The organism is Pseudarthrobacter siccitolerans, from assembly GCF_001046895.1.
Lineage (GTDB): Bacteria > Actinomycetota > Actinomycetes > Actinomycetales > Micrococcaceae > Arthrobacter > Arthrobacter siccitolerans.
Map to the genome: position 1 here is coordinate 260,266 of NZ_CAQI01000044.1, position 24,125 is coordinate 284,390.

22 protein-coding genes and 2 pseudogenes are annotated in these 24,125 nt (G+C 63.0%); 11 read left to right on the plus strand and 13 right to left on the minus strand.

The window, feature by feature from the left end; all coding sequences use genetic code 11:
- The first annotated feature begins 69 nt into the window (after nucleotides 1-69).
- The 4 genes from ARTSIC4J27_RS11960 (at nucleotide 70) to ARTSIC4J27_RS11970 (ending at nucleotide 4,837) form a co-directional block, all read left to right on the plus strand.
- Nucleotides 70-2,211 carry an amylo-alpha-1,6-glucosidase gene (locus ARTSIC4J27_RS11960; RefSeq protein ID WP_050055408.1) on the plus strand — a complete coding sequence of 714 codons (2,142 nt, stop codon included), beginning with the start codon at nucleotides 70-72 and terminating at the stop codon, nucleotides 2,209-2,211.
- 200 nt (nucleotides 2,212-2,411) lie between these two features.
- Entirely contained in the window at nucleotides 2,412-2,903 is a 492-nt protein-coding gene (locus tag ARTSIC4J27_RS11965; RefSeq protein ID WP_161799573.1) for a DUF2199 domain-containing protein, read from the plus strand.
- 286 nt (nucleotides 2,904-3,189) lie between these two features.
- Nucleotides 3,190-3,360, plus strand: coding sequence for a hypothetical protein (locus ARTSIC4J27_RS22795; RefSeq protein ID WP_161799574.1), 171 nt, complete (start codon nucleotides 3,190-3,192; stop codon nucleotides 3,358-3,360).
- A gap of 442 nt (nucleotides 3,361-3,802) precedes the next feature.
- The gene (locus ARTSIC4J27_RS11970; RefSeq protein ID WP_050055410.1) at nucleotides 3,803-4,837 is read left to right on the plus strand and encodes an AAA family ATPase; all 1,035 of its coding nucleotides are present in this window, start codon (nucleotides 3,803-3,805) and stop codon (nucleotides 4,835-4,837) included.
- A gap of 29 nt (nucleotides 4,838-4,866) precedes the next feature.
- On the opposite strand, the gene ARTSIC4J27_RS11975 is transcribed toward ARTSIC4J27_RS11970, so the two are convergent.
- A complete protein-coding gene (locus tag ARTSIC4J27_RS11975; protein ID WP_050055411.1) occupies nucleotides 4,867-5,376 on the minus strand; it encodes an HAD domain-containing protein in 510 nt (169 codons plus the stop codon).
- Nucleotides 5,377-5,447: 71 nt separating this feature from the next.
- Between ARTSIC4J27_RS11975 and ARTSIC4J27_RS11980 the strand changes: the two genes are divergently transcribed.
- Nucleotides 5,448-6,563, plus strand: coding sequence for an alpha/beta hydrolase family protein (locus tag ARTSIC4J27_RS11980; protein ID WP_050055412.1), 1,116 nt, complete (start codon nucleotides 5,448-5,450; stop codon nucleotides 6,561-6,563).
- A 53-nt stretch (nucleotides 6,564-6,616) separates the two neighbouring features.
- Here ARTSIC4J27_RS11980 and ARTSIC4J27_RS11985 read toward each other — a convergent pair whose 3' ends face one another.
- From ARTSIC4J27_RS11985 to ARTSIC4J27_RS12025, 10 genes are all read right to left on the minus strand, one after another.
- A complete protein-coding gene (locus ARTSIC4J27_RS11985; protein ID WP_050055413.1) occupies nucleotides 6,617-7,330 on the minus strand; it encodes an HNH endonuclease family protein in 714 nt (237 codons plus the stop codon).
- 126 nt (nucleotides 7,331-7,456) lie between these two features.
- Entirely contained in the window at nucleotides 7,457-8,296 is an 840-nt protein-coding gene (locus tag ARTSIC4J27_RS11990; RefSeq protein WP_083435448.1) for a sucrase ferredoxin, read from the minus strand.
- Nucleotides 8,297-8,375: 79 nt separating this feature from the next.
- The gene (locus ARTSIC4J27_RS11995) at nucleotides 8,376-9,581 is read right to left on the minus strand and encodes a cupin domain-containing protein (protein ID WP_050055415.1); all 1,206 of its coding nucleotides are present in this window, start codon (nucleotides 9,579-9,581) and stop codon (nucleotides 8,376-8,378) included.
- 3 nt (nucleotides 9,582-9,584) lie between these two features.
- A complete protein-coding gene (locus ARTSIC4J27_RS12000) occupies nucleotides 9,585-9,908 on the minus strand; it encodes a BatC protein (RefSeq protein WP_083435431.1) in 324 nt (107 codons plus the stop codon).
- Between the two features lie 812 nt (nucleotides 9,909-10,720).
- A complete protein-coding gene (locus ARTSIC4J27_RS12005) occupies nucleotides 10,721-11,827 on the minus strand; it encodes an ABC transporter permease (protein ID WP_083435432.1) in 1,107 nt (368 codons plus the stop codon).
- A complete protein-coding gene (locus tag ARTSIC4J27_RS12010; protein WP_161799575.1) occupies nucleotides 11,820-13,376 on the minus strand; it encodes a sugar ABC transporter ATP-binding protein in 1,557 nt (518 codons plus the stop codon). Before ARTSIC4J27_RS12010 ends, ARTSIC4J27_RS12005 begins: the two co-directional genes overlap by 8 nt.
- A gap of 199 nt (nucleotides 13,377-13,575) precedes the next feature.
- Nucleotides 13,576-14,700 carry a sugar ABC transporter substrate-binding protein gene (locus tag ARTSIC4J27_RS12015; protein WP_083435433.1) on the minus strand — a complete coding sequence of 375 codons (1,125 nt, stop codon included), beginning with the start codon at nucleotides 14,698-14,700 and terminating at the stop codon, nucleotides 13,576-13,578.
- A gap of 458 nt (nucleotides 14,701-15,158) precedes the next feature.
- Nucleotides 15,159-15,758, minus strand: coding sequence for a transposase (locus tag ARTSIC4J27_RS23565; RefSeq protein WP_407681132.1), 600 nt, complete (start codon nucleotides 15,756-15,758; stop codon nucleotides 15,159-15,161).
- Entirely contained in the window at nucleotides 15,688-16,449 is a 762-nt protein-coding gene (locus ARTSIC4J27_RS23030; protein WP_200900821.1) for an IS110 family transposase, read from the minus strand. The genes ARTSIC4J27_RS23565 and ARTSIC4J27_RS23030 overlap by 71 nt, the downstream gene beginning before the upstream one ends.
- 711 nt (nucleotides 16,450-17,160) lie before the next feature.
- Nucleotides 17,161-17,925, minus strand: a complete 765-nt coding sequence (locus ARTSIC4J27_RS12025; RefSeq protein WP_050055420.1) for an SDR family NAD(P)-dependent oxidoreductase — start codon at nucleotides 17,923-17,925, stop codon at nucleotides 17,161-17,163.
- Between the two features lie 165 nt (nucleotides 17,926-18,090).
- On the opposite strand from ARTSIC4J27_RS12025, the gene ARTSIC4J27_RS23570 reads away from it, so the two are divergent.
- The 4 genes and pseudogenes from ARTSIC4J27_RS23570 to ARTSIC4J27_RS23575 all read left to right on the plus strand — a co-directional run bounded on the left by ARTSIC4J27_RS23570 (nucleotide 18,091) and on the right by ARTSIC4J27_RS23575 (nucleotide 20,292).
- On the plus strand, nucleotides 18,091-18,237 hold the full coding sequence (locus ARTSIC4J27_RS23570) for a hypothetical protein (protein ID WP_161799576.1): 147 nt from the start codon (nucleotides 18,091-18,093) through the stop codon (nucleotides 18,235-18,237).
- 119 nt (nucleotides 18,238-18,356) lie between these two features.
- Nucleotides 18,357-18,937 (plus strand): annotated as a pseudogene (locus tag ARTSIC4J27_RS23035) (hypothetical protein).
- Nucleotides 18,938-19,002: 65 nt separating this feature from the next.
- On the plus strand, nucleotides 19,003-19,350 hold the full coding sequence (locus ARTSIC4J27_RS12030; RefSeq protein WP_235436662.1) for a MaoC/PaaZ C-terminal domain-containing protein: 348 nt from the start codon (nucleotides 19,003-19,005) through the stop codon (nucleotides 19,348-19,350).
- A 108-nt stretch (nucleotides 19,351-19,458) separates the two neighbouring features.
- Nucleotides 19,459-20,292: an SDR family oxidoreductase gene (locus ARTSIC4J27_RS23575; protein WP_407681128.1), complete on the plus strand. Its 834-nt coding sequence runs from the start codon at nucleotides 19,459-19,461 to the stop codon at nucleotides 20,290-20,292.
- On the opposite strand, the pseudogene ARTSIC4J27_RS12035 reads toward ARTSIC4J27_RS23575, so the two are convergent.
- Nucleotides 20,282-20,917: pseudogene (locus ARTSIC4J27_RS12035) on the minus strand (SDR family NAD(P)-dependent oxidoreductase); the annotation flags it as partial. The gene ARTSIC4J27_RS23575 and the pseudogene ARTSIC4J27_RS12035 overlap by 11 nt on opposite strands.
- Nucleotides 20,918-21,148: 231 nt before the next feature.
- Complete coding sequence (locus ARTSIC4J27_RS12040) at nucleotides 21,149-21,679, minus strand: nuclear transport factor 2 family protein (protein WP_050055421.1); 531 nt, start codon at nucleotides 21,677-21,679, stop codon at nucleotides 21,149-21,151.
- Nucleotides 21,680-22,085: 406 nt separating this feature from the next.
- On the opposite strand from ARTSIC4J27_RS12040, the gene ARTSIC4J27_RS12045 reads away from it, so the two are divergent.
- Together ARTSIC4J27_RS12045 and ARTSIC4J27_RS12050 are read left to right on the plus strand one after the other, a co-directional pair.
- Complete coding sequence (locus tag ARTSIC4J27_RS12045; RefSeq protein ID WP_050055422.1) at nucleotides 22,086-22,871, plus strand: enoyl-CoA hydratase/isomerase family protein; 786 nt, start codon at nucleotides 22,086-22,088, stop codon at nucleotides 22,869-22,871.
- A 275-nt stretch (nucleotides 22,872-23,146) separates the two neighbouring features.
- Nucleotides 23,147-23,998: a TIGR03620 family F420-dependent LLM class oxidoreductase gene (locus ARTSIC4J27_RS12050; RefSeq protein WP_050055423.1), complete on the plus strand. Its 852-nt coding sequence runs from the start codon at nucleotides 23,147-23,149 to the stop codon at nucleotides 23,996-23,998.
- Nucleotides 23,999-24,125: the final 127 nt, after the last annotated feature.

A 24,125-nucleotide genomic window follows, 5' to 3' on the forward strand; every position in this document is an offset into this window, starting at 1 on the left:
TAAGGCAGCGATCGACGGCGCGGGCCAACAGTCGAGGAGCCTTACATAAGCGGCTGAAAGGAGACCGTGATGGCTGGATGGAATGCCGACACGGCTGCCGGGCCGGTGGGGGCCGGCACGGTCACCTTGGTGGAGGGGCCTTCCTTCTGCATTTCGTCGGCGAATGGGGACATCCACCCGGAACATCCGCACGGCGTTTTCCATGAGGACACCCGCATCCTGTCGCGCTGGAACCTGACAGTCAACGGGCAGGTCCTGGAGCCGTTGACAGCATCAACGCAGGAACCCTACCGGGCCTTGTTCATTGGCCGCGTTCCCCGTTCCGACGGTTACGCGGACAGTCCCATGATTGTGGAAAGGCTGAGGGAGGTCGGTGCCGGCATCCGTGAGGAGATCACCATCCGGAACTACTCCTCGGAGGCCGCTGACTGCCGCGTCTCGCTCACCGTTGAATCGGACTTCGCGGATCTTTTTGAAGTGAAAGAGGCGCGCGTCGAACGGCACTGGGCACAATCCCGCCGCCCGGAGGGCGACTCCCTGACCATCAGGGGCGCCTGGCAGGACGTCCGGAAGGCCGTCGTCGTCAACGCCGGCGGCGCCGACGTCACCACCGAGGGTGTGACGTACCGGGTGGTCATCCCACCGCACGGACAGTGGAGCACCGTTTTGACAGTGGTGCCGACCACGAACGGCGCGCAACCGGCGTCGTTCGTCCGTCCGCTGAGCGGTGAGCTATCCCTCAGCGACCGCCGCCGCCAGGAATGGGTAGCAAAGATTCCCAAACTGCATATCGGGAACCGCTCCATCGAGCGGACCCTGCGGCGCAGCTACGATGACCTGGGCGCGCTCCGCATCGAGGATCCCGCCCATCCGGAGCGGATTGTCGTGGCCGCCGGAGCGCCGTGGTTCATGACCCTTTTCGGCCGGGACTCGCTGTGGGCATCCGAAATGGCACTGCCCGTGGACCCTTCCCTGGCACTTGGCACGCTGCAGACGCTGGCCGACCGCCAGGGCACTGTGGTGGATCCCATGAGCGAGGAGGAACCCGGGAAAATCCTGCACGAAGTCAGGCTCGGCGTGTCCGGCGGGCTGGCGTTGGGTGGGAAATCCGCCTACTACGGCAGCGTCGACGCCACTCCACAATTCGTGATGGCCGTAGCCTCAGTGAGCCGTTGGGGCTTTGCCAAGGACACCATCGCCGCGCTGCTGCCCCACGCGGACCGCGCACTGGACTGGATCAGGACATATGGCGACAAGGACGGCGACGGGTTCGTCGAATACAAGCGCCTCAACGATTCCGGCCTCATCAACCAAGGCTGGAAGGACTCCTGGGACGGCATCAACTTCGCGGACGGCCGGCTCGCCGAACCCCCTATCGCCCTCTGCGAAGCCCAGGCACTGGCCTACAGTGCATTCTTGTCCCGGGCATGGATGGCGTTCGACGCCGGTGACGAGGCCTTGGCGGCCCAGCTCACGGGTGAAGCAGCCCAGTTGAAGAAGAGGTTCAACGAAGAGTTCTGGATGCCTGAGCGCGGCTACTTCGCCATCGCCCTCGACGGCGAAAAACGGCAGGTCGACGCGTGCGCGTCCAACATGGGACAGTGCCTGTGGCACGGCATCGTGGACGAAGACAAGGTACCGCAGGTAGCGGAACGGCTGGTGTCCCCCGAAATGTTCAGCGGCTGGGGCGTTCGAACCCTCGCCAGCGACATGGGGGCCTACAATCCCGCCAGCTACCACAACGGATCGGTCTGGCCGCACGACAACGCCATCATTGCCGCCGGGCTTATGCGCTACGGCTTCGTGGATGAGGCCCAGCGGATTGCCACCGCCCTGTTCGAGGCGGCCGACCACACCGATGGCCGCCTCCCCGAACTCTTCTGCGGGTTCAGCCGTGACCAGGTCGCCGAGCCCGTGCCCTATCCCACGGCATGCTCCCCGCAGGCCTGGGCAGCCACCACCCCGATCATGCTGGTGACGAGCCTGATGCGGTACGACGCCCATATTTCCCGCGGGGGCCTGTGGATGGATCCGGCACTTCCCGGATCATACGGCGACCTCCACATCACCAATGCGCCCATGGCGGGAGGCCGGATCACCATCGATATCAAAGGATCCGAACCCTCCGTGCAGGGGCTGCCCGAAGGCATAGCATTCCATCGTGACCACCGCCCCTGGCTGACGGAGCTGATCAAACAGGCCGGGTTGTAGAGGTCCACAAGTCGCCTTTGGATGTTGCAGACTCGCGGGCAGGAACGACGACGACGGCCCAGCCGTGGTGCCGACCTCACCATAAGCGCCCGCACGTTGGAAGCCCAGCTATGGCGCCGTTGCCCCCTGTCCGACGGCGGGACGCCCGGTTCCGACTCCACGTAGACTCGCCTTTAGGACTGGGACTTGGGGGATCAATGATGGACAGCAAGCACACGTGTGCGATGTGCGCGCGGGCTACGTCTGCGCATGACAGGGACGTCCGCTTCCGGCTCCCGGACCCGGTCCTGAATAGCCCGGACCAACACCGCGCCGAGGACAGCTGGCTGAGCGACCCGGACCCCAACCAGGCGACACTCATGCAGATTCCATACATCAGCCCGTTCGTCCGAGCCCTGCTCCCCGTCAAGCTTGAGGGCGGGCACGAGCTGCGCTTCGGAGTCTGGATCGCGATTCACCCCGATGACCTCCAGCGTGCGTGCAGGGTGTGGAATGCGCCCGAGTACACCGACCTGAAGCTGACCGGCTACCTTGCGAACAAGATCCAGCCCTGGGGCCTCTACAAGGTCCCAGTGAACCTCGCCGTTCTAAACCCGGACCACACCCCCTACTGTGTCTCCAGCTCGGATCAAGAGCTGAACGACGTGCTCACCAAAGCGTGGCCGCACGACATCCTCGCTTCCTTGCCATGAGACCTTAAAGATACGTGGCTTGACTCCTCGCCATGGATTCACGGCAGCCTTTGCCAGGGCACTCGGAAGCTTGCCAATTCGACTATAAGCATGCTTATGATACGTGCAGTCGGATGGGGATGCGGCTGCGAGGGGAATCGAAAGGGTGCGCTCAGCGAACGGGGCGCACCTTTTTCGTGCCCTCGGGCATTTCCACCGGTATTGGTCCCTGCTTGTGCAAATTTCCGGCTTCGATGCTGCGGAGTTGCGTCCGGGAATCCAGGCGGCGCCGTCCTAGACTTTCGGCATGCACCCCTTAGTGGCAATCGGTCTGGTCTTCCTCGCCGCGATTGCCTGGACGGTCACCATCCTGACCATGCTGATTGTTCTGGTCAAAGCCCGACGCCGGCCGCCAGCCGAAGTCAGCGGCACAGTCCAGGGTGTGGAGATCCAAAGCTCCGATGAAAGGGCGGCTTAGTTCTTACTGGCGCCTGGTCGGTGCGTGGCAAGCTGGGACTCGACCGTGGCGAACAGTTCACGGACGCCAGCGAGAACCTAACTGACCTGTAACCGCCGGATCGCCGGACCTTCGCCACTCCCCCGAAGACCTGGTTCAGACGGCCCGGCTCGTCAACCTCCCGCCGTCGGACCTATCCACGCGCTGAAGTCACCTCTTCTTCCTTCCCCACGCTGGTCGTCATCCTTGCCACACCGCCGGCACCGCCTATAGACGGCCCCGTCATCGGCGTGTTCGAGATGCCATTCGTGCCGGATGTTGAACTTGCACAGCAGGGCCTGGATCATTGCAGCCTCCGATTCAAATCGCAGCGCTCTGTACCTTCCATGATGGCCTTCAGCTTGCACGTGTGGAATGGGCAATCGCCCAACCCCGGTCAGGAATTGAGTACTACAGTGGATGCATGGCTCCCAGCCGCCATCCGCTCGACGAACTGCGCGAAACCATCGGCCATCTGGCCGATCAGCTCAAGCTGCCCACTTCGGAGCGCGTCGACGACCTGGTCGGCGATCTCATCGGCTCGCGGCCCGGCCCGGCCCGCCCGTTGTCCGAAGTGCAGGCCGAGCTCGACGGGCTGGTGGGACTGGAGACCGTGAAGGAGCAGGTGCGGGCCCTCGTCGCACTGCTCCAGGTCCAGGCCCGCCGCAAGGCGCACGGCCTGCCGGAGGTGGCCACCTCACAGCACCTGGTGTTCCTCGGAAACCCGGGCACGGGCAAGACCACCGTGGCGCGGCTCCTGGCCGAGATGTACCGCGCGGTCGGTCTGCTGCAGAAAGGCCACCTGGTCGAGGTGGACCGTTCGGGCCTGGTGGGGCAGTACGTCGGGGCGACTGCCATCAAGACGGACCGGGTGATACGGCGGGCGCTGGACGGCGTCCTGTTCATCGACGAGGCCTACGCGCTGGCCCCGGAGGACGGCCGGATGGACTTCGGCCCCGAGGCGATCGAGGTCCTGCTCAAGCGGATGGAGGACCACCGCCACCGCCTGGTCGTGATCGTGGCCGGGTACCCGCGGCTGATGGAGTCCTTCTTGCTCTCGAACCCCGGGCTGCGCTCCCGGTTCGCCCGCGAGATCACGTTCCCGGACTACTCCGTCGACGCACTCGAGACGATCTTCCAGCAGATGCTGGCCCAGCACGAATATGTACTGGAACCGGGCGCCGACCAGGTTCTGCGCCGCATCTTCGCCGGGCTCCACGCGGGCGAAGAGTCCGGCAACGCACGGTTCGCCCGTACGCTGTTCGAGCAGGCGCTGAACCGCCAGGCGCTGCGGCTGTCGCTCGACGAGGAACAGAGTCTCGACGCGCTCGATCGTGAGGCCGTCATGACGCTAACTGGGGACGACATCGTCAAGGCCGCACTGGCCTTGGGCGAGGAGCCTGAGCCGGAACCGGCGCCGGAACCTGAGCAGCCACGCTGGTGGCGCTGGCTGGTCTGACCGGATCCGCGGCGGCTGTCAACCGAATGCTACGTCAGCCCATGGGGTCGGACCTCCGGACCAGCTTGGGCATCAATGAAGACCTGGACCGCGACAACATGCGCCTCCGTCAGCCCTTGGTCCGGGCTCGGTTTCTCCAGGAGGACTGGCTTGGCGTAGTTGTGGGCCCATTCGTGCACGTCCGGCCCGAGAACGTCGTCGATCCACACGACCGCGTCCCAGTCCGCCTCCCCCGCGGCGTCCATCCGGTCCAGCCACCGTGCGACGGACCGGAGCTTCGGGGTCGGCGTATCAACGTCGCTGTCCTTCATCGCCAAGGTCACGCGCAGCGGCTCCACTTCGAGCTGCAGCTGCTCCTCCAGTCCGGCCACCACATCTCCGGGTGAGGTGGACACCCAGGCGATCCGGCCCTTGGTTGCGAGCCGCCGCACGAGCGCCACTTTCCCGTCCGACAGTTGCGGGTCCGGACTGTCGCCGCCACCGCGGCGGACCGTGGGGTTGAGCACTCCGTCGATGTCGAGAAGGATGATCGGCTTCATACGAGCAAGCTACATGGTCGGCCCGGCGCTGACTATGCACAGCCGTTCCGGCCCGCCGCTACAGTGTCAGCGTGACCAAAGCTGCACTTCTCCTGGCCGGCACTGCCACCGCAGTCATCGTTTCTGCTGCAGCGGGGGCTTCCCTCCATATCGCACGTGCTCTTATTACCCCTGCGGGTGAACGGCCCGAGCGGATCCGCATCCTGGCAGCAGACGACGCCACAGTGACGCTGCACGCAGACGAGGACACCCTCTCCCCTGGAGTTTTCAGCCTCTACTGGGGCAACCGGACAGGCCATGCCAGGATCGGCCGGATCCTCTCCCATCAACCGGCAGCAGGCACTGTCACCCGTGCTGTGGAGAAGGTCTACGCCGGCGTTCTGGAGGCGGGCACCTCAGGTTACTGGTCCGGGTACACCTACCCGACACCTGCGGAGGCAGGATTGCCCAGCAGCGACGTCTGGCTGCCAGGGCCGGCACCGGCATGGCTTGTCCCCGGCGACGACTCCGGGCGATGGGTCATCCACATCCACGGCCTGGGCGGCCGCCGCGCCACTGGCGTTCGGACTGCACCGCTCTTCCACCGCCTCGGATACACGCAACTGCTGATCTCCTTTACCGGTGACGGTGATGCTCCGGCCACTACCGACGGCAAACACCATCTCGGGCATACTGAGGTCGACGACGTCCATGCAGCTATCGACTACGCTGCCAGCCACGGAGCGGACTCCATCATCCTCTCCGGCTGGTCAATGGGGGCCGCCATGGCCTTGGCTGCCGCGCACACGTCACCGCTGAAGGATCGCATCGACGGACTTATCCTCACAGCTCCCGTCCTGGACTGGGACAGCACACTGTCCTTCAACACGGCGGCGGCACGGCTCCCCGCATTTCTGTCCGGATCGGCGCTGTGGATCCTCCGCGGCCCCCTGTACCGGCTGGCCGGGCTGAACCAACCCCTGAAACTCAAAGACCTGGACTTCACCTCCATAAAGCCCGAATTCCCGGTTCTCCTCCTGCACAGCAACGCCGACGCCAGCACACCGATCAGCGTCAGCGCCAAGTACGCCGCACTTCACCCGGACAACGCGACACTGGTCCGCTTCCCTATCGGCCGGCACACCCAGGAATGGAATGCCGACCCCGGACTGTGGGAGCGATCAGTGGAGCACTGGCTGCAACCGTGAGACCGGCCCGTGCGTTTTGAACAGGTTCAGGCTGCTGGGAGTCCCGGCGGCGATCAATCGCAGCCCTGCAGTATCGTCGCGATGGCGTCGTGCTCGGCTTGCGTGACCCAGAGACGGTATTTGGCCTTAACGGCAGTTTGGCGGGCGACGTATTCGCACCGGAAAGCCTTGTTGGGCGGAAGCCATGTAGCTGCATCTTTGTCGCCTTTGGCACCGTTGGTGGGGCCGTCGGCGGCCATGAGATTCACCGGGTCATTGGCGAGTTCCTTGCGCTGGTCCGCGTTGAGCTGCTGGGCGCCCTTTTGCCAGGCATCGCTGAGGGCGACGATGTGATCGATCTGGACGTCGGAGCTCGTGTCCTGGCCGCGCGTGAAAGTAATCGTGGTGCCGGTGTACTTATCGGCCAGGGTTCCCGTCAGGACCACACAGTTGTTGGTGCCTTGCTTGAACGTCTCGTTCGCCAGGTCACGGGCGAGGATGTCGTTGCGGGTGTCGCAGCCATTGCGGTCCGTGTCTGCCCAGGCCGGTCCAAACTCATCGCGGGTATAGCCAGTCTTCGGCGCGCGACCCTTAACCGGAATACTCTTGAGCTGGACGAGCGCATCGGCGGCAGTTGCCGGATCTACCGTGCTCGAGGCACCGCTGCCTGGAGCACGGTCGATATTCTCAAGGGCGTTGGCTGCGGCGTCACAACCTACTAGCGACCCTGCCAGCATCATCGCGGTGACAACGGTCAGGACTTTGGCGGCAGAACAGTTGGTCTTCATGGTCCTTCTGGGTATAGGGCGTTGTTCCACGCTAGCTTCGACCACCACCTGCCGCGGGTAACTCAGTCCGTGGTGCCTGCCACACGTCCGTCACCGACAAACGAACGGCCTTCGGTAAACCCGTCCTTATACTGCGCGGATTGAAACGAGCTCGTAGACCATGGCCGAGCTCATTGCCGGTCCGCGGCAAGTCAGTTGGTTCGGCGGGGCGTGGCGGGCACGCAGTTCGACGTCGACACGCGCCGGGTGGGGCGGGTTGCCGGTGATGCGGACCCGCCAGTAATCGCCATCGCGGGAGGTCGCCGCAACCACATAGTCATTCCGGCCAGCCGGGCCGAAACGTCTGAGCGTGGCCGCGACAGCGGCCTGCTGTGCTGGGATGAGATCCGTGTAGCCGCGCAAATACTCCGCGTGGATACGGCCGGCCAGGTGTTCTTCGATCGTGGCGACGGATGACTCAACGTCCAGGTTCCCGTAGTAGACACCGTCGGGTGCAACCACCACGTTGGCTGCGAACCTGTCACCGCCTACATGCGAGGATTCCCACACCAGCTCCGGCCACCGCTCAGTCAGCGCACGTGCCACAGGCCGTCCCCGCACGGCACAGCATTGGTCACGTTGACTGTGGGTGCACACCAGGATGACTGGCGGATGGCCGAGCTCTCCCGGGGTGCTGAGGGCTGCGGCAATCTCCGCCAGGTCCTCATCCCGGCTCCACGTTCCCCACTGCTGACGAAAGGCACCGGAGTTCTCATGGCGCAGCACGGCCCAATGGCTCTGTCCCTCACGGCGGCGGGTGCCGGGCCGCCTCACCAGCAGTACCCGCGCCCGCGCCGTCTTCGCGGCGGAAAGCACTATAGCTTTGGTCCCAGGCTCGAGATCAAGCCCCTCGAAGCCATTGAGCGGCCACCCGCCCCGATACTCAATGAGGACCCAGACGGCACCGTGCGACGCCGTTCCGGCAATCGGGTCGCCGCGCAACCGGGCGCCATCAGAACAGAAGAAGCGCTCACTGGCGGCCGCTGCGGCCAAGTTATTGGTTGGATCACTGTTCAACGGGAACGAGAACCCCCGCGCGCAGTAGTCTTTCAACGAGTTCGACGCCGAGATCACCCGCGGTGTGAACGTCACCGTCCAGCGCGCACATCACGGACGGCAGGTCGGTCTCACGGAAGTCGAGCCAACCGACGCGGGTGGTCAGGCGCAGGCCCTCCAGCCGTGCTTCCAGTGCATCGCGAAGCCGTACCCTGGACTCGGGGCTTATGCCTTCGACAGCGGCGAGCTGGGCCAGCGGTCCCAGCGGCGCGGGGCGTCCCTGTCCTCGCCGGGCGCGGTGGAACAGGGCAGTGGCATCAGCCTCAGCGAGGGCGGCCGCCAGCCGCTCACGGACGACGTCGATCTCCCCGTTTGGCCCGTCCACGCCCAAAGGCAACGTCCGGCGCATCTCGGGATCATCACCCAGCGCTGCAAGCGCGGCCTGGGCGAGCTGTTCGGCCAATCCGTAGCGGGTCCAGCTGTGGATTCCCAGCGTGAGGTGGATAGAGACCTCGCCCTGCGCCTGGGCGGCATGCAACCAGCCGCGCGGCAGGTAGAGGACATCCCCTGGCTCTAGCACCGTGTCGATGTAGGCCTCGCCTTTCGCGGCCTCGGCCACAGCGGAGCGGCGGTCGGTCCAGGGTTGGTCACGCAAGGGGTCCGTGTGAACCGGCTCATGGATGATCCAGCGCTTTGTCCCCTCGATCTGCAGGACGAAGACGTCGTGCACGTCGTAGTGATCGTCGAACCCCCGGTTTTGAGGCGGCGTGATGTAGGCGTTGGCCTGCACCGGATGTCCGAGCTCGGTGCTGAGCCTGCTGCTGAAGTCCGAGACTGGCTCCCAGGTTCGGTGCAGTGCCTGCAGCACGAGCGTGGCACCGTCCGCGAATTTGCGCCAAAGCGCTGTGTCGTCGAGCTGGTCAGGGATGGTGGCGCCGACGCCGGCGGGTGAGGTGAATGATGAGTCGGGAAATGTGGTGCCATCCTTGGCCACGCGGAGAAAGGGTGTGCGCAGTCCACGGCGCGAGATCAGTTCGTCGACGGCCTCGGCGGAGAAGAGATCGGAAAAGTCGCTTGCATCACGCGTGAGCAGCGCCGTTCGCCCCCAGACGTCGCCGGCGAACCTTTCCCGGTTAATCTCAATCAGGCGTGTCTCCAGGACCCCGCCGCTTTCCACGGCGTCGGGGTCCTGAAAGTCCGTGCGGGTGGTGCTCAAAATTTAGATGCCCCGTTCTGCGGCTCCCCCATCGGCTCCGCCGTCGGCACCGCTGTCAGCCCCACCGTCGGCACCACTGTCAGCGCCTCCGTCTGCACCACTGTCGGCACCTCCGTCTGCACCTCCGTCAGCACCGCTGTCGGCGCCTCCGTCTGCACCTCCGTCAGCACCGCTGTCGGCGCCTCCGTCTGCACCGCCGTCGGCGCCTCCGTCTGCACCGCTGTCTGCACCGCTGTCGGCACCCCCGTCATGCATGCCGGGGACGCCGGCCGCGCCAGCGTCCGCGGGGCCTTCCTGCTGGCTTGGATCCTGCTCTGGACTGGTCATGCTTCCTCCCGAGAATCGAATCGCTGGAATCAGCTCCATGACTGGCACCTGATTACCCAACCGGGCGATCCTTCATCGGCACCGCCCGTGATCACCCTAACCTCACTGGCCAGCCCTGGGAACAACCTTCTTTTTATCCAGGACTGGGACAGTCCTGGTGGCCGGCCGGCACGGCCGTCCCGTCCCCTTCATGTATTGAATCCAGCGCGCGTCGGCGTCCGGGAACACTGCTGTCTGCAAGATTGAGCAGCTTCAGAGGCATGATTTCCGCTATGGGCTCGACACCGCCGTCGGGGCCGTCATGTTGTACCGGTAACCCCGGACCATGAATAGATGTGGCTACCCATGACCAACCCGAAAGAATGGAACGAGGAACCACGAAACCCGCCACAGCCGGCGGAAGATCCGCCAGCCTGGGGACTTGAACCGCCATCGCACAGACCTGAATTGGTGGAGCGGCGATCAGGCAACAGCCCCCGCACCTAGCCTCAGCGGGACGCCACCACAAGCTTTATACAGACGACAATGCCCCCCGTTGATGAGGAGATCGGGCCAAGGGGATCTCCGCAGGTTCTTCACGGGGATCATGCATCTGTCCTCGATGTTGGTCCACTCTCGCCAGATGATGACTCGCCTGACGGGCCGGGGCCGAGTTCGGCTTCCTGGCAGGCCGAGCGGCTGGCTGAGATCCCTGAAGAGATCGAGTCATGTCAAGGGTTTGCGCGCGAAAACTCGCCTTACCGGGGACGAGTATCCCCTCGCCGTCAGCGTGGTTGCACCGTCAGCGAGGGGATACTTTAATGTCGCGTTGCTCAGCTCTTGACCGGTTCCGCTGCAGTCACATCATCGCTCGCTTGTGAGGTGGCATTAGTCCCTTCCGCCTCCGCCGCCTTAGCCTTGACCTCGCGCCGGCGTCTACGCTGCTGCATGAAGACTGTGATCGCAACCGCAATAATCAGGGCGAGGCCGTTGAACACGTCGGTCACCCAGAGGTCGGCGCCAGCCAGCCGGAGTCCCTGGACGCCGGTTCCGAGCAGGTAGATTGCAAGCACCGTTCCCCAAATATTGAATCGCCCGGGTTTCAACTGCGTCATCCCGAGGAAGGCCGCAGCGAAAGCGGGAAGCAGATACTGCGGACCGAGCGACTGGTTCACTGAGTTCAAGTTCGACGCCAGGAGTACGCCTGCGACACTCGCACCGGTGCCACTAATGACGAAACTCCAAAAGATGAACCGGTCCGTACGGATTCCCGCGAGCCGAGCCGCATCCGGATTGGCGCCGGTCGCATACACTCGACGCCCCCAGGGAGTGTGCTCCAGGATGTACCAGAACACGAGGGCGATCAAAAGTAAGTAGATGGTAAGAACTGGAATACCGAACACGTTGCCAGCCGTCAGCCCGCGAAAGGAATCCGGAAATGGCCCAAGGTACTCGCCGTTCCCGACGAGCGCTGCGGCCCCGACAAGTAGCGACGTCGTCCCGAGAGTCGCGATGAAACTCCCTAGCTTGAACAGGGTCACCAGCAAACCGTTGACCGCTCCAATCAACGCGCCCAAAACCATCACCAGCAGGATCGCCGTACCGGGATCGAGACGTGGCTCGCGCGTAATCAGTGCCCCACAGACGAGGGCACAGAAGCCCATGATCTGTGCGGCAGAAAGGTCGAAGCCGCCGGTCGCGAGGGGGAAGAGCAACATGATCGCCAAGATGGCGGTGATCGCTTGGCCCTGAAGGATGGTGCGAAACGTCGCTTCAGTGAGAAAGGACTGGGGCATCCACGCCGCGAAGATGGCGATGATCGCAATGAGGATGAAAATTCCGGAGTACCTCCCAAGCTGCACGTGCGCCAGACGTGCGCCGAATCCGGGCGCTTCCGAAGTGCGCTCTCGCGTCTTCGAAGATTGAGTAGTGTCAAGCATGAGTCAGGTTCTCCCTAGATGAAGTGTTGGGCCGAAGCATCTCCCCCAGCAGGTTGTCGACTGTGAGGCGGGCGCCTCGCAATTCGCCAGTAATTCGGCCTTCGTGAACGACGTATACGCGATCGCAGACGGCGCAGGCCTCTTCCAGATCGGATGTCGTCATCAGCACGGCCGCTCCGTCCGCTGCCAACTGAGTCAGCGCGTTGTAGATGGCGGACTTTGCCCCGACATCCACTCCGGCGGTCGGTTCATCCAGCAAGTAGGCGCGAGCCTGGCATCGCAGCCACCGCGCGATCATAACCTTTTGTTGATTTCCGCCGCTGAGCGAAGAAAAGCCCGCTTCGGTATCGTTCGGCTTGACCTCGAGATCGGTGAGGAACGAAGCCACCTGCTTGCCCTCCCACCGCTCGGACAACCAGCGGAGAGGGCCCCTGCCAATGATTTTCGGTAAAGTCAGGTTCTCACGCAGAGTCCAGTCGGCTACGCCACCGAGCCGTTTGCGATCACCCGGCACAAACGCAAATCCTTTTCGGATCGCATCCCAGGGCGAGCTCGGGTTGCAGGACTTGCCGTCAAGCTTGATGTCACCGGCGTCTCTTTTAGTGGCCCCGAAGATCAGGTGGGGAATATCTCCAGCTCCGGATCCGTCGAGTCCGACGATTCCGACGATCTCATTTGCCATCACGGTGCAGGAGAAGTCTTTGACGGCACCGCCCTGCAGGCCAGCAATCTCAAGCACGGCATCTTTTCCGGGAACTGAAGGCTCCGGGTAGAACGCATCAACCGGACGACCAAGAATCAACTCCACCAGACTGTCGTGATTCAGGTCCGCAACATCGCGAGTCGCAACACTGCGTCCGTCGCGAAGCACAGTCACGCGATCAGCTAGCTCGAACACCTCGTGCAACCGATGCGTTACGTAGAGCATCGTTCCGCCCTGCGCCTTTACATCACGCAACATCGCGAAGAGATGGTCCTTCTCGACCTCGGAGAGCGATGCGGTGGGCTCGTCGAGAACGAGAATGCCGTTGACCGCGTCGCCGTGGTGCAGCGCGCGAACAATCGCGGTCATCGTACGACTGGCCGCTCCAAGCGCACCGAGAGAAGCACCGACGTCGATATCGATGCCGTACTTGGTAAAGACATCCTTTGCATGCCGCCGCTCCCGCGATTCCGAGAGCCAGAAACGGCCTGTGTACTGGTTGCCCAGGGCAAGGTTTTCATAAACGGAAAGGCTGTCGATCAACGCTAGATCCTGGTGAATGAAGCGTATGCCTCGACTATGAGCAGCCGCGGACGATCCGAGTTCCAATTCCTCACCATCGACGAACGCGCTCGCCCCGGCTTCTGGCGAGTGATAGCCAGCCAACGTCTTAATCAGGGTCGATTTACCCGAACCGTTCTGGCCGAGAAGGCAGTGTATTTCTCCCGCTCGAAGCTCGAGAGAAACATCATCAAGGGCACGCTGACCCTGAAAGATCTTGGTCAGACCCGTCAGCGACAATTTTGCGTCTTGGGCGCCGAACGTGCGGTTCAAGTCAGAAGCCACCGGCGTCCCCTTTCCGCGCAATGATCCGGTCGGCCTGTTGGGTTATTTCCATACTTGTTCCTCTTGGAGAGATGACCGAAGTGAATACCATCTGCGCCAACACTCAACCGATTGCTGGAATCGGGAGGGTGAGGCGATGCTACAGGAGAGATCGGGGGTTAAACTCACCCCCGATCTCTGAATCCGTTTCAGTAAGCGGTCAGTTCACACCCCAGGCGGTCTTGTAGACCTTCTTGAAGTCCGCCGGCGCCTGCAGGGAAGGATCGGCCTTGTCTGGTGTGATGAGACGCATCACGGTGATCGGCTGCTTCGGGTCGATCGGAGCATCCTGGACGGCTCGGGCCGCTGCATCGAATACTCGCCAGATATAGGCCTTATCGCCGCTCTCGCCTGCCACCCACAAGTCCACGTCGCCGGTCTTGACCATTTCGACGTCACCATCGTTTGAGGGGTTGAGGACAATCTTCTTGACGTCAAGCCCGGCAGCCTTCAAAGCACTGCTGGTGCCAGGCAAGAAGGCGGGTGACGTGAAGAGGAGATACTTCACGTCCGGATTGCGCTGCAGAAAACTCACCGTGCGCGCGGCGTTGGCCGCAGGATTGTCGACGACACTCAGTTCGAGCACCTTGGCCGTGCTCCCTCCGCCGTTCTTTTCGACCGCCGACTGGCCCCCCTTAACCATCGCGCCCAACGCCGAAATGTTCTTGTCGGTGACGAATCCAACCGATGTCTTGGAGCCCGCGTCAGCCAGCGCGACGTTTGCAAGTGCGGCACCCTGCGCCTCCACGGCCGGCGCGCACTGAATGCAGGCCAAATAGCCAGGCGGGTCCTCCAGCGAGCCGATATTGATCACTTTGATGCCTGTTGCTACCGCTGCGTCAATCTGATTTTGAACTAGCGATGCCGCATTGTTCTGAGCCACGATGAGTACATCCGGCTTCGATCCGATTGCGGCATCCATGGCCGCAACAACATCCGACGGACCTTTTGCGAGGTCATACGGGAAGTCTTTTACGTTCCATCCCAGCGCGGCCCCTGGCTCCGCACCGCCACCGGGCAGGCAGGCGGGCAGAGTGCAGTTGACGACGGCGACCGTAACCCCCTTCTCGGCTGGCTTCGGTAGCGGCTCGACTTTGAGCGGAGGGTTGCTCAGGAGCTCGTCATAGACGGCTTGTGATGCCGCAAAAGCGCCTGCGTCGCCGCTCGCCGAGCCTGTCTGGTCGCTCGACGCTGGACCGTTGGCGCATCCAGCCATCAATAGAGCCGAAGCGGCAACCGCCGCTGTTGCTCCAAATCGCCATTGGCCAAGTAGTTTCTTGTTCATTTCTGCTCCTCCATTGGAGAGATAACGCTGGAGCGAACTCCGGCGACGCTGCCATTTTGCTCACTCGGGGTGTGACGCGAATGCTCGGCCCTTGCTGACGGAACACGGCGCCCAAAAGGCGCCTGTGAACTGTACTGCGTTCGGGCTTCGATCCCTGCCTGTTGGAATCGTAGTCAACAATGGTAGAAAAAAGCAAGCATCTGGAGCTCGGACGGCAAGTACACCTATAAGAGAACTTCCACATACCTTCACCAACGACATTGGCATCCGTGAACATTTTCGAATACAGCGACGACGGCGGCGCACGTAAGGAATACGAATTTGATCAAGGCACTCGGGGAATTCTCAACTTCCTCCACGAAAACCGACCCTGGAAGTAACCGCGACCAGGAGGATGTCGGCCTGATTTCGGCCTCTCCCCCGGCCATGTAATCGCAACGCTAACAACGTGCTGGCCATCATTCCCGGCTGAGATCAGCCCATCCACCCGCAACCCATAGGCTGTGCGACGGTGGCATCACCGGCATAGAGGAGGTAGTAAGGCTCCGGAAGGCCTGACGGGGCTTAATGACGTAGGGCGTAGGCGATCCTAGTGGCACGGTGCGCCATGGCGCAGGCGATGACCCCACCATGTTTGCCCCGCGCTGTGAGGCCGGCCGCGTAGGCCCGGCTCGGCGCATCATTGAGCCACAGCCCACCCCGAGATCGATCAGGGCCCGGCGCAGCGCCACGCTGCCTTCCCTGCTAATGGATCCGTCCCGCCGTTTGCCTGCGGACTCATACTGGCTCCGAGAGAGCCCCGAGGCCCGGTAGATCTGCGATGGTCCGGGCCAGCGGTGCGGGTCACCCAGCGTCCCGCCATAGTTCCCGGCCCTCACAACACCCCGGCCCGGGGTGTTGTGAGGGTCGCGAACGGGCTCATCGGCAGCAGCCGGGCGAGCTCTGCCTCGGCCGCGTCGATTTGGGCGCTGAGCTCTGCCAGCAGCGTTAGGTCCTCGGCGAGCACGCGCCAGGCCACCGGCGCCTCCACGGTGGCCAAGGCATCGCGGGCAGCACAGACGACGCGTTCGGCCAGCGGCCGGCGCACCTGAAGCCCGCGGGCGGCCGCGAACCGATGAACCGGCCCGCGCCCAGCGCCGCAAGCCGGCCAGGGTCGGAGAATTCGGCCGCGACGAGCCTTCCAACCTTGGTGCCGAGCACATCCGGAAGAACAAGGCTCAACCCGGCGAAGGCCCGGTCCAGCTGGCCCAGCAACTGGTTCTTAGTGGCCGTCCGCACCTGAACCCTCCGGGTCCGGTGCGCGGCCCGCGCCCCCAACTCCCCGATCACTGCCTCGTGAGCCGTAACCAGGATGCCGCGGCCGGCCAGCACCAGCTCCGTGATCGCTTCTAGATCCAGGGCGTCCGTCTTGACCCGGCGACGTCCCTGGACCCGGCGCTGTTCGGCTACATGCGCGGGATTCAGCTCGAGGACCTGCCGGTCTGCAGGCCACACTGACGGACCCAGCAGCGGTCGGTGGTAGTGCCCGGCGGCTTCGATGCCGACTTTCACCGGAACATTCGCCCCTGCCAGCGTTCGTCTGATCAGGGCGAGGACCACCTCCACGCCCCGGCCGGTCATCTCAAACTCCACCGGACCCAACAGACGGTGCCGCCCCGAATCAGTGACCGACAACGAGACCACTTTCTTGCCCACATCGACGGCAACAACCACGGGTAACTCCATGGCCACCAAGGCCTGAACAGACATAAAAACACCTCCGGCATCGGGAGGACCCCAGATCAAACCCAAGTCCTCAACGGAAGCTGATACATCCCGTCCTGACATCTCCGGAGGTGTTTGGGAAGGACAGACTCAACTCATATCAGCTGTACTCAGCCAGTAGGTTGGTTGCACCTGCTGACGGCGGCGATTGAGTTCGCGTCTTCCGAGTCGACTTCGATGAGGTCCTAGCCGTGCGCCGCGACCGGCAACTGCGACCGCACCGCACCGCACCGCACCACCTCGAGTCTGGACCTGGAGCGGCCCGCGAGTCCGAGTCGCATACCCGGCGGTGCATGCTCTGCGACGTAGACGGCGATCAGCCGGCCAACGAAACCCGTCGCTCCGTAAAAAACGAGGTCATGTTCCCGAGATGAGGTGTCCACTGAATTGACCCCAGCCGAGGAGTGAATGCACTCACCACCGGTTCCGGCCGCATGCTCAGCTAAGCACGGGTTTGCCCGCTCGCGCAGGTTTTCGGCGTATTGGATTCAGTTAGCGGAAGGGGCTGCGAGAGGGCCATCAAGGGCCTGGGAGAGAAGGACGGCGGCTCGCAAGCGACAGTGCGACTCGTAGCATGAGGTCCACTTGGTCCTGGCTCAGGCCAACATTCCCTTTCTAGAGGCACGGAGTGCCGCGCGAGTATGCAAAGGCCACGGGTGACGCTGCAGCACCGATCGGGGATCGGTCGCCGCCCCGCTACTGAGCGGTGTGCCCACCGTCGATGACGAGGTCCGCGCCCGTCATAAACCGCGATTCGTCCGAGGCAAGGTAAAGCACGCCGTACGCGATGTCGATGGGATCCGCAGCGAACCCCATCGGGATCTTCGACAACGTGCGAGCGATTCTCTCTTGTGGGAAGTTCTCGAGGATAGGCGTGCGAACGAGGCCGGGATACACCGTGTTGACTCGAACGCCGTCCCTGGCAACGCCAAGAGCAATCTCCCGAGAGACTGCACCTACCGCCGCTTTCGACGACGCATAGGCCACCGATCCACCACTGACCCCGCCCACGAATGCGGCAGCAGACGACACGTTGACTATCGATCCCGCCCCGGACTTCTTCAGCTCGGGCATGGCCGCCTTGATGCCGAGAATTGCACCCATGATGTTGGTCGTCAGAACCGTCGTGGCGTTTTCAGCGTCGACGTCCCACGGCTCCTCGCTCGCGCGGCCAGGGATCGCCGCGTTGTTCACTAGAATGTCCAATTGGCCAAAAACCTCAACTGCCTTGGCAACTACGTTGGCCCAGTCGCTTTCGCTCGTAATTTCATGCGTGACGCCGAACACTCGCTCGCTGTTCAACTGTCGATTAAGGTCCGACACCAACTCATTGAGCCGCGCCTCGTTACGTCCGGTCGCGAGGACTCTCGCGCCCTCATGGGCGAAGAGCTTCACTAGGGCTTCCCCGATGCCACCAGAGCCGCCGGTGATGATCGCCACCTTGTTGGCCAGACGCCCCATGCGATTGCCGCCCTCTAAGTTTGACGCACGTCGAAGCGGGCGCCCATCCAATGGTCGAGGAATCGCGGCTGCGACTCGCTCGCGTGACAAAGACTGACGCTACCCACGCTTGAATACGATGTCAAGAAAGTTGCGCCGGACACGCTGACTGTCCGCTAGAGCGTCATGTCGCCAGGGATTGCGAATCCGCAGCAGGGTGGCGACTGGCTGGTCGAGCAGAGGTACCGGGCGGTGCTCGAGGGACTGGATGGCTCCCCGGTGGCCGAGGTGGCATGGCGCTACGGGGTGTCCCGGCAGTCCGTCTACGGCTGAAGGCGAAGATGCGGCTGGTGGCTTCGATGGACTGCGGGAAGGACCGCGGCCGAGGTCGAGGCATTGGTCTGTGAGATGCGGCGGGCCCATCCCCGATGTGTCCGTGCTGCGAGAGAGGGATGAGGGAAACCGTCCCGGTACTGCCGCGGAGGCTCTCGCTAACCTCACCCCGGTGCTACCAGACGGATTCCCCTCGGCCGTCTCCAGCGCACCGCGGGAGATTCCAGCCAGCTTTCGGATGGCGCATCTGCAGCTGTCCTCATGGAAGCGTCCGAAGCGGAGCGTCGCGGCCTGAACCCACTGGGGATCTACAGGGGAATGGCGGTCGCGGGGTGCAGCCCGGAGGAGATGGCGTCGGTCCTGTTCCCGCGGTACGGACGCTCCTGGAACGCCACTCACTCGACATCGACGACATCGGCCTCTGGCAGCTCAACGAGGCGTTCGCCTCACAAGCCCTGTCTGCCGCGACGAGCTCGGCATCGATCCCGACCTCCTCAACGTTGACGGAGGTGCGATCTCCCGTCGGTCACCCTACGGCATGTCGGGTGCACGAATGGTCGGGCACGCGCTCCTGGAGGGACGTCGCCGGGGGCGCAGCTCGTCGTCATCTCCATGTGTGTCGGCGTCGGTATGGGAGCAGCGGGGCTGTTCGGGGTTGTGCGATGACGGACCAAGGCCGTCGGAGCGTCTCGAGCGCTAACGAGATCGGCCGGGCCGTCGGGGAACACCTCGGAGTCATCTTGGACGACCAGCACCCAGCAGCGCATCGATGATTTTGCCGAGGCGACCGGGGACTATCAGTGGATCCACGTCGACCCCGTCCGCGCGGCCTCCGGATCTTTTGGGTCCACGATAGTGCACGGCTACCTGACACTGTCTCTCGTTAGCATGTTCATTGAAGGGCTCATCGACTTCGGCGAGTCGATCACCCGGATCAACTACGGTGCGGAACGAACCCGGTTCCCCGCGCCAGTCCCGGTCGGTTCACGGCTTCGCGGAGGCGTCGAGATTGTCGCCCTGGAGGAGACGATCCGGGACCATCACCGCCTCGTCGCTCGAGTCACCGTGGAATCGAGGGGCACGACAAGCCGGCCTGCGTCACCGAAATGGTGATCTTCCTGCTCCCCTGACCCCTGGGGCCGGGCACCGGCGCGCCGCAACATCCTTAGAAATGGCAACCAATTCCCCGAGGAGACCAGCTGACCCTTTCGTTCGACTTTCATGACAGGGCAGCCGTCGTCAGCGGAGCCGCCCGGGGCGTTGGATACGAAATCGCTTGCCTCGTGGCAACGGGCGGAGTTTGGCAAGGTCATCGATCAGGTCGTTCAGAAAACCGGATCCCTGGACATTCTTGTCAACAACGCTGGCATCCTCCGCGACGGGGTGCTCTGGAAGACGACGGATGCGGACTGGCAGAGCGTGCTGGAGGTGCACCTCACCCGCACTTTCCGACTCACACGAGCGGCAGTCAGGCCGATGCGAGTGCAGGGCTTCGGACGAATCGTGAACGTCACCTCCTATTCCGGGATGCATGGCAACTTCGGTCAGGCCAACTACGCCGCGGCCAAGGCGGGGATCATCGGATTCACCAAGACCGGAGCGAAGGAGCTCGCGAACTTTGGCATCACCGTGAAGGCGGTCTCGCCGAACGCACAGACCAGGATGATCTCCTCCATCGGAGGCGAGGCTTACCGAGCTCACCGAGACGATCCCCTTCGGCGGTTCGCCGATCCACACGAGATCGCCATCGGAGTCGGCTTCCTCGCTTCAGACGAGGCGGCCTACATCACTGGGGTCATGCTCCCGGTCGACGGCGGAGTGTCCATGTCGTCATCGCCACCAACGGCAAACACCACATCCTCGATAGTCCCGGCCAGCATCGGGTCATCGAGGATGCGGTGTTTGAGCAGTGAAATCCCGACTCTTATTCTGAGGGCGGGCGGCCTGAAAGCGCGACCGCGGCATTTTGCTCCGCCAAGAGTGCTTCGCGGTGTTCAACCCACGCCCGGGCGGGCCTGCCCGGATGATCGACGGTCATTCCGCCGTCCGCTGTGAACTCCGATCCGGTGGAGTAGCTGGACTCGTCGGAGGCGAGGAAAAGGACCAAGTAGGCGATCTCTTCCGGCCGGCCCCAACGCCGCAAAGGCAAGGCCCACTCTATGGGGTTGGTATCCAGCACACCGGCGCCGTACCAGGATCCGGAGGTCGCCGACATCGGAGTCTTGATGCCACCGGGAAGCACATGATTGACGCGAATGCCGAAAGGCCCGAACTCGATCGAACTGCTCTTGGTGAGACCGGCCAGGGCGTGCTTAGAGGTGGTGTACCCGGTGCCTCCGGCTTCTCCACGGCCACTGTTCGTCGACCCGATATTGATGATCGATCCGCCACCTGCACGCCGCATCGGATCAAACACCGCCTTGGTGCCAAGCCAGGGGCCCACAACGTTGACCGATAGAATGTTGAGCAGATCTTCCTTCACCATCTGATCGATCGTTCGGTGCTGCGTTATCCCGGCGTTGTTCACGAGAACCGTAGGAGGTCCGAATCGCTCGATGGTTGTAGCGACCGCAGCATTCCAGTCGTCCTCGCTGGTGACGTCCAGGTGGACGTAGAGGGCGTTTTCGCCGAGGTCTGACGCCAGCGCCTGGCCAAGATCGTCGAGCACGTCCGCGATGACGACCTTCGCTCCCTAAGCGACGAAGAGTCGTGCTTCGGCCTCGCCCTGTCCTCGTGCTCCGCCCGTGATGATGGCGACCTTGCCATCCAGCCTGTTACCCACTTCACTACCCTTTCAGCCAGTTTTTCCCGCGTGTTTCGCATCGACAAGAGGCGAGGCGATGTTGCATGTTTGCGCACCACGGGTGCGCGGTCGACCCGACGTTCGCGCCAGAGAGCCTTCGGCTGGCGCCTAACTGCACTCCACGCGCAGGCGGGCAAGTCGAAGTGTTTTGATGTACCAGCGTCCGTCGTCAAGTCGAACGTAGCTCTCGTGATAAGTACCAAAGTTGTGCATATAGGCCACCGGCTCGCCCGTGAGGAGCCAGTGGTGGCTCTCGTAACGGAAAACTGCGGTGGCAGTGGTATCGGACGTGAGCTCGATGTCAGGGTTGAAAATGTGATGGACCATGCCGTGGTCCTCCCGGGTCGATGAGACCGTGGCACGGATGGCGGCTCGGCCCACGACCGGCCATACAGCCCCCTGGCTCGCAACCGCCTCAAGATACTCGAACGCAGCCTTAGAGGCTGGTTCGTTTGAACCTGGTTTGCGGGCATTCGGGAAGTCACTCTCATCTAGCTGCGCATCAGGAGCGAAGAGCGACTCGAACTCATCCCAGCGGCGGTGATCGATGCTGTTTGCATACTTGCTCTTGACCCGTGTGATGGCCGCGATCGCCTGCAGTTGCTCGACATCGCTCAACGTGAGTTGGCTCGATGACATCAGTAGTCCCCTCTCGATGCGCTCCCCGCGGTGACATCATGCTGTCGTTCGCGTGGACGCGATGAGTACCGCCGCCGATGAGCCCCCGACCCTAGAAATCGTATTCAAGGCATGCTAACAGCATCCCAACACGAATGTCACGCCAACCAGCGCACAACCCGGCATTCTGCAATCCTAGGGGCGTCCCCCTCCGGTCTGCCTACGACAGTAGGGCCGAACACCCGAGGAAGGGCAATAGAGTGGAATCCGATCAATGATACGGTAGATTCGTATTCAGCGTGGTGTGGTGTCTGCCTCCCGCTATTGTGTAAGCCGTGTTCGTCGCTACGAACTCAGGCACAATCGAAGGACTGTTTCCGCGTCACAGTTTTCTGTGCCATATACAGCAACGAAGGAGTCGCTCACCGTGACGGAGTTCGTCGATTACCAACACAGTTATCAGCACATAAAACTGACTAGGGGTGAGGATGGAATCCTCCTGGTGCAGCTACATTCGGACAACGACTTCCTTCGCATGGGAGAAACGACTCACCGGGATCTCACCGCCGCGTTCCGGCAGATCGCTCTGGACCGCGCGAATCGGGTGGTGATCATCACCGGCACCGGTACCGACTTCATCGGCCCGCGAGCCGACGCTCCCGGAGGCAGAACCCTGACCCGCCAGAGCAACCTCGCCGACGAGTACGCAGTGTGGGAAGAACTTGCCTGGACCAATCAGCGCGAGATGAACAATGCGCTGCTTGACATCCCCGTGCCCGTGATCGCGGCGGTCAACGGTCCCGTGCGTCGCCACTGCGAAATGCCGTTGTATTCGGACATCGTGATCGCATCCGAGACCGCCTCCTTCGAGGATTCCGCCCACTTCGATCTCCAGGATTTGGTACCGGGCGATGGCAGCCACATCTGGATGACCATGCTGCTGGGCATAAACCGCGCCCGCGCGTACATGCTCACCGGAGAGGTCATCACCGCTGAGGAGGCGCTTCGCTGGGGGCTCGTCAAGGAAGTCCTGCCACAGCAGCGCGTCCTTGAGCGTGCCTGGGAGATCGCACGCAGGATCGCCGAAAAATCGGATTCGACGCTCCGCTTCACGCGCTCCCTCATGGTTCAGCCGATCAAGAAGCAGACACTCGAGCTCCAAGGGATGGGCCTCGCCTACGAGGCCCTCGCAGCGTTTGGCCGAGGTCTCTAACCAATACCCTGACCTGAATGACGGATTAGAAGGAGTATCCACTGTGAAGAAGACCTTGGAGTGCCCGTGCGGTCAGACCATTCACGGACGGATGAAGATGACCTTGTAGCCAAGGCGAATGAGCACCTTCGCGTCGAGCACCCTGGCCGGGAGTATTCGCGCGAAGAGATCCTCTTCATGGCTTTCTGAACGAGCCCTCGGCAGGCCGCGCGCAAGGCTCAGGCACTGCTGCGCGGGTTCGGCTTCACGCGCACAGTGATGAGCAAAGGAGACTTATGAAAAATCAACTTCAGCGCTACGGGGTGTGGAAGGTAGCAGACACCTGGACACCGGTCCTGGCGAAGGAACTGGAGACGTTGGGCTTCGGGGCTCTGTGGATCGGCGGCTCGAAGGACAGCGAACTGCACGTCGTAGAGCAACTGCTGCAGGCGACAGAGAACATCGTCATTGCCACGGGAATCATCAACGTGTGGTCCACAGATGCAGACATCGTTGGCCCAGCGTTCCATCGCATCGAGCAGCGCTTTCCTGGCAGGTTCCTTCTGGGCATTGGTGCCGGCCATCGCGAGTCCAACCAGAGCGTCTACGACAAGCCGTACACGGCAGTGAAGCACTACCTCGACCGTCTCGACGCCGGCGACGTGCCGTCCGATCGACGCGTCCTTGCCGCCCTGGGCCCCGACATGGTGCGCCTATCCGGACGCCGGTCACTGGGAGCACATCCCTACCTCACCATTCCGGAGCATACGAAGAAGGCGCGAGATCTCCTGGGGCCACTCCCCCTCCTCGCTCCCGAGCAGAAGGTCGTCCTGGGCTCCGACCCCAGCATCACCCGCGCGGTCGGACGCGCATTCGTTGATGACCCCTACCTCCAGCGGGTGAACTACCGCAACAACCTCCTGTCCCTCGGCTACAGCGAGGACGAGATGATCAATGGTGGAAGCGACCGGCTGATCGACGACCTTGTCTTACAGGGCACAGCCGCCCGGGTAGCCGAACGGCTGGAGGGCGGCCACCACGCCGCCGGGGCCGACCACGTTGCCATCCAGCTCCTTGCGGATGGAGCGCCCACCGTCGAATCGTATCGAGAGCTGGCACAGGCTCTTGGCCTTCGCCGTGCTCGGTGACGAGGGGTCTAGCTAACGAACCAGCGTCGCTGACGCGCCGTGGTGGGAGAAAGTTGTCCTCGCGTCACTTTTGTCTCTGGTGGGTAGAGCCTGTGCGGGCAGATCATGGAGGTGTCTGCCACGGTCG

Excerpts from the sequence above, each read along its gene's own strand:
- ARTSIC4J27_RS22795 (WP_161799574.1), top strand. The coding sequence starts at position 3,190 with ATGCACCCCTTAGTGGCAATCGGTCTGGTCTTCCTCGCCGCGATTGCC.
- ARTSIC4J27_RS11960 (WP_050055408.1), top strand. The coding sequence starts at position 70 with ATGGCTGGATGGAATGCCGACACGGCTGCCGGGCCGGTGGGGGCCGGC.
- ARTSIC4J27_RS23570 (WP_161799576.1), top strand. The coding sequence starts at position 18,091 with ATGTCGCCAGGGATTGCGAATCCGCAGCAGGGTGGCGACTGGCTGGTC.
- ARTSIC4J27_RS12000 (WP_083435431.1), bottom strand. The coding sequence starts at position 9,908 with ATGACCAGTCCAGAGCAGGATCCAAGCCAGCAGGAAGGCCCCGCGGAC.
- ARTSIC4J27_RS11985 (WP_050055413.1), bottom strand. The coding sequence starts at position 7,330 with ATGAAGACCAACTGTTCTGCCGCCAAAGTCCTGACCGTTGTCACCGCG.
- ARTSIC4J27_RS23030 (WP_200900821.1), bottom strand. The coding sequence starts at position 16,449 with ATGTCTGTTCAGGCCTTGGTGGCCATGGAGTTACCCGTGGTTGTTGCC.
- ARTSIC4J27_RS12040 (WP_050055421.1), bottom strand. The coding sequence starts at position 21,679 with ATGTCATCGAGCCAACTCACGTTGAGCGATGTCGAGCAACTGCAGGCG.
- ARTSIC4J27_RS11970 (WP_050055410.1), top strand. The coding sequence starts at position 3,803 with ATGGCTCCCAGCCGCCATCCGCTCGACGAACTGCGCGAAACCATCGGC.
- ARTSIC4J27_RS11975 (WP_050055411.1), bottom strand. The coding sequence starts at position 5,376 with ATGAAGCCGATCATCCTTCTCGACATCGACGGAGTGCTCAACCCCACG.
- ARTSIC4J27_RS12050 (WP_050055423.1), top strand. The coding sequence starts at position 23,147 with ATGAAAAATCAACTTCAGCGCTACGGGGTGTGGAAGGTAGCAGACACC.
- ARTSIC4J27_RS12015 (WP_083435433.1), bottom strand. The coding sequence starts at position 14,700 with ATGAACAAGAAACTACTTGGCCAATGGCGATTTGGAGCAACAGCGGCG.
- ARTSIC4J27_RS11965 (WP_161799573.1), top strand. The coding sequence starts at position 2,412 with ATGGACAGCAAGCACACGTGTGCGATGTGCGCGCGGGCTACGTCTGCG.
- ARTSIC4J27_RS23575 (WP_407681128.1), top strand. The coding sequence starts at position 19,459 with ATGACAGGGCAGCCGTCGTCAGCGGAGCCGCCCGGGGCGTTGGATACG.
- ARTSIC4J27_RS12025 (WP_050055420.1), bottom strand. The coding sequence starts at position 17,925 with ATGGGGCGTCTGGCCAACAAGGTGGCGATCATCACCGGCGGCTCTGGT.
- ARTSIC4J27_RS12005 (WP_083435432.1), bottom strand. The coding sequence starts at position 11,827 with ATGCTTGACACTACTCAATCTTCGAAGACGCGAGAGCGCACTTCGGAA.